The sequence below is a fragment of the uncultured Microbacterium sp. genome, from assembly GCF_963521695.1.
GTDB lineage: Bacteria > Actinomycetota > Actinomycetes > Actinomycetales > Microbacteriaceae > Microbacterium.
Genome location: NZ_CAUQWC010000009.1, coordinates 21,683 through 29,599, shown reverse-complemented (window position 1 = coordinate 29,599; position 7,917 = coordinate 21,683). Strand labels below are relative to the sequence as shown.

Annotated in this window: 6 protein-coding genes and 1 pseudogene; 2 read left to right on the top strand and 5 right to left on the bottom strand. The window is 69.5% G+C overall.

Annotated features, from left to right (window positions below; all coding sequences use genetic code 11):
- A pseudogene (locus tag RWP81_RS01520) lies at positions 1–397 on the top strand (hypothetical protein); the annotation flags it as partial.
- Between the two features lie 30 nt (positions 398–427).
- Here RWP81_RS01520 and RWP81_RS01515 read toward each other — a convergent pair.
- From RWP81_RS01515 to pepN, 5 genes are all read right to left on the bottom strand, one after another.
- The gene (locus tag RWP81_RS01515) at positions 428–874 is read right to left on the bottom strand and encodes a globin (RefSeq protein WP_314451571.1); all 447 of its coding nucleotides are present in this window, start codon (positions 872–874) and stop codon (positions 428–430) included.
- A complete protein-coding gene (locus RWP81_RS01510) occupies positions 874–2,091 on the bottom strand; it encodes a mechanosensitive ion channel family protein (RefSeq protein WP_399540522.1) in 1,218 nt (405 codons plus the stop codon). Before RWP81_RS01510 ends, RWP81_RS01515 begins: the two co-directional genes overlap by 1 nt.
- A gap of 81 nt (positions 2,092–2,172) precedes the next feature.
- Positions 2,173–2,967, bottom strand: a complete 795-nt coding sequence (locus RWP81_RS01505) for an ABC transporter permease subunit (protein WP_314451569.1) — start codon at positions 2,965–2,967, stop codon at positions 2,173–2,175.
- On the bottom strand, positions 2,964–3,875 hold the full coding sequence (locus tag RWP81_RS01500; protein WP_314451567.1) for an ATP-binding cassette domain-containing protein: 912 nt from the start codon (positions 3,873–3,875) through the stop codon (positions 2,964–2,966). Before RWP81_RS01500 ends, RWP81_RS01505 begins: the two co-directional genes overlap by 4 nt.
- 131 nt (positions 3,876–4,006) lie before the next feature.
- A complete protein-coding gene (pepN, locus tag RWP81_RS01495) occupies positions 4,007–6,556 on the bottom strand; it encodes an aminopeptidase N (RefSeq protein ID WP_314451565.1) in 2,550 nt (849 codons plus the stop codon).
- A gap of 147 nt (positions 6,557–6,703) precedes the next feature.
- Here pepN and RWP81_RS01490 point away from each other — a divergent pair, with 147 nt between their 5' ends.
- Complete coding sequence (locus RWP81_RS01490) at positions 6,704–7,891, top strand: ferrochelatase (RefSeq protein ID WP_314451563.1); 1,188 nt, start codon at positions 6,704–6,706, stop codon at positions 7,889–7,891.
- Positions 7,892–7,917 lie beyond the last annotated feature (26 nt).

Here is a 7,917-nt window from a genome sequence, read left to right as displayed (position 1 = left end):
CCCCGGACGCATGTCGTCGCTGCTCGCCCGCGCCGGTCGAGGCGGCCTCATCGGAGCCGGTGTCGTCGGTGCCGGGGGTCTCCTCGCCGCCGTCGCGGGCGGCGCCGTCGTGAGCGCCGTCGCAGGTCCCCTGCTCGCGCAGGCCGGACAGATGGGCGTCGACTTCGCCGGGCTCGCCGAGGGCGTCGACCTCGAGGGTCTGGCATCCGGAGTCGATCTCGCCAGCCTCGCCGAGGGCGTCGATGTCGGGGCCGCGGGCGAGTGGGCCGGTGGCGCAGCCGAGTGGGCCGGTGGCGCGCAGGATGCCGTCTCGGGTGCAGGTGATCGCATCAGCGGTTTCGGCGACAGCCTGGGGAACTTCGACCTCCCGGGCTTCGGCGACTTCCTCGGTCGCTGACGCGTCGCGGGCGACGTGCGGTGCGGCTGGCTACTCGGCGCGCACGGGCAGCCCGGTGTCGGGACGACCGTTCTGCTGCGGACCGATGCCGCGGGGCTCGAAGGTGTTGACCATGGCGTGGGCGGCGCGCTCGAGGTAGTCCCAGAGCGGCGCCTCGAACGCGGGCGGGAGAGCGATCTCGTCGACGGCTGCGCGCATGTGGCGGAGCCAACGGTCGCGCGCATCGGGGTCGACGTGGAAGGGCATGTGCCGCATGCGCAGACGCGGGTGGCCGCGCGTCTCGCCGTAGATGGGGGGACCGCCCCAGTACTGCGCCAGGAACAGCGTCAAACGCTCGGCGGCGGGGCCCAGATCTTCTTCGGGGTACATCGGCTTCAGCACCTCGTCGGAGGCCACGCCGCGGTAGAACGCATCGACGAGGCGACGGAAGGTGTCCATCCCCCCGACCTGGTCGTAGAAGCTGACGGGCTCGCTCATCAGGTGCCTTCTTCGTCGGCGCGGACGGCCGGGGGCGTGGGCTTCGGGGTGTCGGCGCCCGGGAGGTCGAGAGTCGTCGTGGGCGCCGCGTCGTGCACCGTCTTCTTCTGCGTCACGGGTGCGGCGTCATCGTCGTCGATGGCGGGGGCGAGGGGCTTGCTGCGGCGGCGCGGTTTCCAGACCGGGCGTGCGTCGCCCGCCGTGACGGGCGTCTCTTTCGTCTTGGGCGGGTGGGCGCCGCGAACGCTCTGCGCCCCCTCTGCGCCGGTGAGCACGATCGAGTTCAGCTGCGGCAGCGAGATGCCCAGCTCGTCGATGGCACGCTTCAGGCGGGCGCGGAGTTCACGGGCGACGTCGTCCTTCGCGCTCGAGCGCGTCTTCATCACCAGACGGATGACGATCGCGTCGCCGCCGATGGATTCGAGGCCCCAGATCTCGGGCTGCTCGATGATGCGCGAGCGCCACTTGTTCTCTTTCGCCATCGTCTTCGCGGCGCTCAGCATCGCTTTCTCGACGACGTCGAGGTCGGCATCCACCGGCACTGCCAGGTCGATGATGACGCGCGACCAGCCCTGCGACATGTTTCCGATACGGGTGATCTCGCCGTTACGGACGTACCAGAGCGTTCCGTTGACGTCGCGCACGTGCGTGATGCGCACGCTGACGAACTCGACGATTCCGGTCGCGAGGCCGAGATCCACCACGTCGCCGATGCCGATCTGGTCTTCGGCGACGATGAAGATGCCGTTGAGCACGTCTTTGACGATGTTCTGCGCACCGAATCCGAGGCCCGCGCCGATGGCGGCTGTCAGCAGTGTCAGCGAGGCGAGGGCGTCTGGTGCGATGATGCCGGCGATCCACACCAGCGCGACGATGACGAGGATGACGTTGACGATGTTCTGCAGGATCGTACCGAGCGTGCGCGTGCGCTGCACGAGACGGACGGCGCTGAGTGGGGAGCGGTCGAGCGCCTGCGTGTCGTCGACGCGGGCCTTGCTCTTCGCGCCGTTGACGATACGGTCGACGACGCGGCGGATGATCACGCGCAGGATCCACGCGGCGACGGCGATCCCGACGATGATGCCGAGGATGTGCAGCATCATGCCGCCGAAGTCGAGCAGACGAGCGCCCACCCATGTCCAGAAGTCGAGGCTGGCGATATCGGCGGGGGGCGCGGTGGGCGACGGGGTGGGTTCGGGGTTTTCGGCGAGAAGCATCGAATTCAGACTAACGACGGATGCCTCGGCGCTGGCTGAGCGTCGAGGCATCCGTGGAGGCGGACGGGGTGGGGAGGAGGGTCAGGCGTCGCGGAAACGCAGGGCGACCCACCCGACCAGCAGCGGGACGACCGCCCACGCGCCGAGCGTGATCAGGCTGTCGCCGATGTCCGCTCCCGGATCGGTCAAGGTCGAGGCCGCGTTGGCGGGAAGGTAGGCGCCCGCATCGACGATCCACTGCCAGTTGGGGCCGCCGAAGGTGAACAGCGACACCACGATGGGAAGGACGAACAGCACACCCACGGTGGCGGCGATCGCGCCGGCGCCGGCGCGGATGAGGAAGCCGAGCCCCAGCCCGATCAGCGTGAAGACCGCCATCGAGACCACCCCGAACCCCAGCGGGACGGCGGACTGCGACGGATCCGACCAGTCGATGCCCGTCGTCAGGAGGGGGGCGGTGACGGCGATCGCGGCGATGTAGGTGAGAGCGGTCGTCACGGCCATCACCAGCGAGACGACGATGGCCTTGGCGAGCAGCACCGCGCCTCGACGCGGCTCAGCCGTTAGCGTCGAACGGATCATCCCGGTGGAGTACTCCCCGGTGATCACGATGGCGCCGAGGATGCCCGCGACGAGCATCGTGAACTGCGTGGGCATGAGCACCACGTTCGCCGCGGCGAAGCCTTCGAAATCGCGAGCGGCGTTCGCGATCATCAGCGAGACACCGATCGACAGGGCCGCGGTCAGGCCGAGCGACCACCAGGTCGAGCGCAGCGTCAGGATCTTGATGGTCTCGCTGCGCAGCAGGTGGGCGAACGTCAAGCGGTGCGGGTGCGCGTGCGTCTCGCGCCGGGGCGAGGGGGCGAGGGCGGTCATGCGATCTCCTTGGTCTTGTATTCGACTGAGTCGTCGGTCAGGGCGAGGTAGGCGTCTTCGAGCGAGCCGCTGCGCGGCGTCAGTTCGTACAACGGGATGCCATGGCGGGCGGCGACGTCGCCGATGGTCTGGGGCGTGACCCCGGTGATCTGCGCCGCTCCGGGCTCCAGACCCGAGATGGTGGCATCCGGGATCTGGAGGGCCGCGACGAGTTCGGGCAGCCGTGGGGAGCGCACGACGATCGTCGTCGTCGTCCACGACCCGACGAGGTCGGCAAGGGGCGCGTCGGCGAGGACACGGCCGCGGCCGAGAACGATGACGTGGTCGGCGGTCTGCGACATCTCGCTCATCAGGTGGCTCGACAGCAGCACGGTGCGACCCTCGGCGGCGAGGTGACGGACGAACTGGCGCACCCACCGCACGCCCTCGGGATCGAGACCGTTCACCGGCTCATCGAGGATGAGGGTGTGGGGGTCGCCGAGCAGTGCGGACGCGATCCCGAGACGCTGGCCCATGCCGAGCGAGAACTTGCCGGCGCGCTTTCGCGCCACCGAATCGATTCCGGTGAGTTCGATCACCTCGTCGACACGCGCGCGGCCGATGCCGTGCGTCGCGGCGAGGGCGCGGAGGTGGTCTCGGGCCGAGCGTCCGGTGTGGACGGCCTTGGCATCCAGCAGCACGCCGACCTCGGTGAGGGGCGAGCGCAGCTGCCGGTAGTCCTGCCCGCCGACGGTGACGGAACCCGCCGAGGGCCGGTCGAGCCCGACGATCATGCGCATTGTCGTCGACTTGCCCGCGCCGTTGGGTCCGAGGAAGCCGGTCACCCGACCGGGGGCGACAGTGAAAGAGACGCCGTCGACCGCGGTCTTGGCGCCGAATCTCTTGGTGAGGTTGTCTGCAACGATCATGCTTCCACGCTAGGAAGCCGCGCTCGATCGGTCGTCCTCCCCGGGGATGACGTGCACGCACCGCGAGGATGATCCGCAACGACGGATGCCCCCTCCCGGAGGGGAGAGGGCATCCGATCCGGCGGAAGCGCCTAGTGCGCGTCGCGCTCCTGCACGGTCAGCGCGCGCTCGACGCCGGCGAGGTTCTCGCCCACCAGGCGACGAAGCGCCGGGGCCGCATCGGTGTTGCGCGACAGCCACTGCCGCGTCGCGTCACGCAGCGTCCTGCTCGCCAGCGCCGCGGGGTAGAGCCCCACGATGAGGTACTGCGCGATCTGGTAGCTGCGCGACTCCCAGATGGGCAGCAGCATCGCGAAGTACGGCTCGACGAAGTCGGCCAGCCCATCGACGGTGGCGGGGTGGGTGAAGCCGGCGGCGGTGGCGCGCACGATCGTGTTCGGCGCGTCGGCCGAATCGATCAGCGAGCTCCAGGCCTTCTGCTTCGCCTCGCGCGAGGGGAGGGCCGCGAGCGCGGTCGCCGCGAACTCACCTCCCTTGGCGGTGTTGTCGGCAGCGCGTGCGGCCTCGATGTCGGCCTCGGCGGCGACACCCGCGGCGGCCAACGAGATGAGCAGCTGCCACGACAGATCGGTGTCGATCTCGAGGCCCTCGAGGGTGATCGAGCCGTCGCGGAGCGCCTTCACCGTCTCGGCGTGCGCCGGAGTGGACGCCGCGGAGGCGAAGGCCGTGACGAACTGCAGCTGGCTGTCGCTGCCGGCCTCTGCGGACTGCGCCAGCTCCCATAGACCGTCGGCGACGCGCTGACGCGCCTCGTCACGGGTGGCGGGGGCGACGTAGGCGTTGGCGGCGAGCTGCAGCTGAGCCAGCGTCGTGCGCACGGTGGTCGACTCGGTCTCGGAGCCGATGTTGCGCAGCACGAGGTCGAGGTAGTCGGTCGCCGAGGCCTCGGCATCCCGGGTCTGATCCCACGCGGCGCCCCAGACGAGCGAGCGGGCGAGGGGGTCGGAGATGCCTCCGAGGTGCGCGATGGCGGTGGCCAGCGAGCGCTCGTCGAGGCGGATCTTGGCGTAGGCGAGGTCGTCGTCGTTGAGCAGCACGAGGTCGGGACGACGGATGCCGCGCAGTTCCGCGACCTCGGTGCGGTCGCCGTCGACGTCGAGCTCGACCCGATGCACCCGCTCGAGGGCGCCGGTGTCGGTCAGCGAGTAGAAGCCGATGCCCAGGCGATGCGGGCGGATCGTGGGGTAGTCGCTCGGCGCCGTCTGCACGATCGCGAAGCGCGAGATGGTGCCGTCGGCTCCCTCTTCGATCAGCGGGGTCAGCGTGTTCACGCCCGCGGTCTCGAGCCACTTCTTGGCCCAGTCGCCGAGCTCGCGCCCGCTGGTGGCCTCGAGCTCGGTGAGCAGATCGCCCACCTCGGTGTTCGACCACTGGTGTTTCTGGAAGTACGCGGCGACGCCGGCGAAGAACTGCTCGATGCCCACCCAGGCGGCCAGCTGCTTCAGCACCGACCCGCCCTTGGCGTAGGTGATGCCGTCGAAGTTCACCTGGACGTCTTCGAGGTCGGTGATCTCGGCGACGACGGGGTGGGTCGAGGGGAGCTGGTCCTGGCGGTACGCCCAGGTCTTCTCCATCGCGTTGAAGGTCGTCCAGGCCGCATGCCACTCGGTGGCCTCGGCGGTCGCGATCGTGGACGCCCACTCGGCGAACGACTCGTTCAGCCACAGGTCGTTCCACCACTTCATGGTCACGAGGTCGCCGAACCACATGTGCGCCAGCTCGTGCAGGATCGTGACGACGCGGCGCTCCTTTACGGCATCGGTCACCTTGCTGCGGAAGACGTAGGTCTCGGTGAAAGTCACCGCACCGGCGTTCTCCATGGCGCCGGCGTTGAACTCCGGCACGAAGAGCTGGTCGTACTTCGCGAACGGGTACGGGAAGCCGAACTTCTCCTCGAAGTACGCGAAGCCCTGGCGGGTCTTCTCGAACACGTAGTCGGCATCCAGGTACTGCCACAGGCTCTTGCGGGCGAAGACGCCGAGGGGGATGACGCGGCCGTCGGCGCTCGTGAGCTCCGAGAAGGTGGCCTCGTACGGGCCGGCGACGAGCGCGGTGATGTACGACGAGATACGCGGGGTGGCGGGGAAGTCCCAGCGGGCGGTGTCGTCGGAGACGGCCACCGGCTCGGGGGTGGGGGAGTTGGAGACGACCTTCCACCGCGAGGGGGCGACGACCGAGAAGATGAAGGCTGCCTTCAGGTCGGGCTGCTCGAACACCGTGTACACGCGGCGCGAGTCGGGCACCTCGAACTGCGAGTAGAGGTAGACCTCGCCGTCGACCGGGTCGACGAAGCGGTGCAGACCCTCACCGGTGTTGGTGTACTCGCAGTCGGCCTCGACGACGAGCTCGTTCTCGGCCTCGAGGCCGTCGAGCACGATGCGCGAATCGGCGAAAACCGCGGCCGGGTCGAGGGGGCGGCCGTTGAGCGTGACGGTGTGCACCGTGCGGGCGATCAGGTCGATGAAGGTCGACGCGCCCTCGGTGGCGCCGAAGGTGACCACCGTGCGCGAGGAGAAGACCTCGTCACCGCGGGTGAGGTCGAGCTCCACGCGGTACTCGTGGGTGTCGACGATCGCGCGGCGTTCCTGCGCTTCGATGCGGGTGAGGTTCTCTCCTGGCACTGGCGTTCTCCCGGGGATCAGGGTGGATCGTCGCAGACGCGTCGGCACGGGTGGCGACGGACGCCGTCGGCGACGACGACAACCACATAAGCCTAGTGTCGAGATACCCCCCGTCCGGGCTGTGCAGGCAAGTGGGAGGATGTCTGCGTGAGCACGACCGACACGGACACCACCCCCGAAACCGTCCTCTACGCCTCTCCCGCCGCGTCCTCCGGACCCAAGTGGGTCGAGACGCCGGTGGCCTACGACGGCATCCTCCTCGCCGGGTTCGGCGGACCGGAGGGCCAGGACGACGTCATCCCGTTCCTGCGCAACGTCACGCGCGGACGCGGCATCCCCGACGAGCGGCTCGAAGAGGTGGCCCACCACTACCGGCACTTCGGCGGCGTAAGCCCCATCAACCAGCACAACCGCGAGCTGAAGGCGGCCCTCGAGGCCGAGATCGCGGCGCGTGGCCTGGGCCTGCCGGTCTACTGGGGCAACCGCAACTGGGAGCCCTACCTCGAAGAGGCCGTGACCGAGGCGGCCGAGGCCGGTGACACTACGCTGCTGGCGATCGCGACGAGCGCGTACAGCTCGTTCTCGAGCTGCCGCCAGTACCGCGAAGACTATGCGCGTGTGCTGGAAGCGACGGGGCTCGGCGAGACGGTGACCATCGACAAGGTGCGCCAGTTCTTCGACCACCCCGGTTTCGTGACGACGTTCGTGCGCGGGGTGACGGATGCCGTGTCGGCCTACGTCGCCGAGGGCATCGCGCCCGAGAAGATCCGTGTGCTCTTCTCCACCCACTCCATCCCGTCGGCGGACGCCGAGCGCTCCGGCCCCCGCGACGTCGACTTCGGCGAGGGCGGTGCGTACGCCGCCCAGCACAAGGCCGTCGCGGCGTTCGTCATGGCCGAGGTCGCCGCCGCCGTCGCCGATGTCGAGTGGGAGCTGGTCTACCAGTCGCGCTCCGGCCCGCCCACGCAGCCCTGGCTCGAGCCCGACGTCAACGACGTCATCGCCGAGCTCCCGGGCCGCGGCGCGGAGGCCGTGGTGATCGTGCCCCTCGGCTTCGTGAGTGACCACATGGAGGTGCTCTGGGACCTCGACACCGAGGCGATGGAGGCCGCTGAGGAGGCCGGGATCAAGGCGGTTCGCACCCCGACTCCCGGCATCGACCCCGCTTATGTCTCGGGGCTCATCGACTTGGTCGAGGAGCGGCTGAAGGGCACGCCGAAGGCCGAGCGTCCGTCCCTCACCGACCTCGGACCCTGGTACGACGTCTGCCGACCCGGCTGCTGCGAGAACATCCGCGCGGGCTTCAAGCCCGTGGCCGCGGGTCTTCGTCCCTGAGGTCATCGACGCCGCCCGTTCCCTCG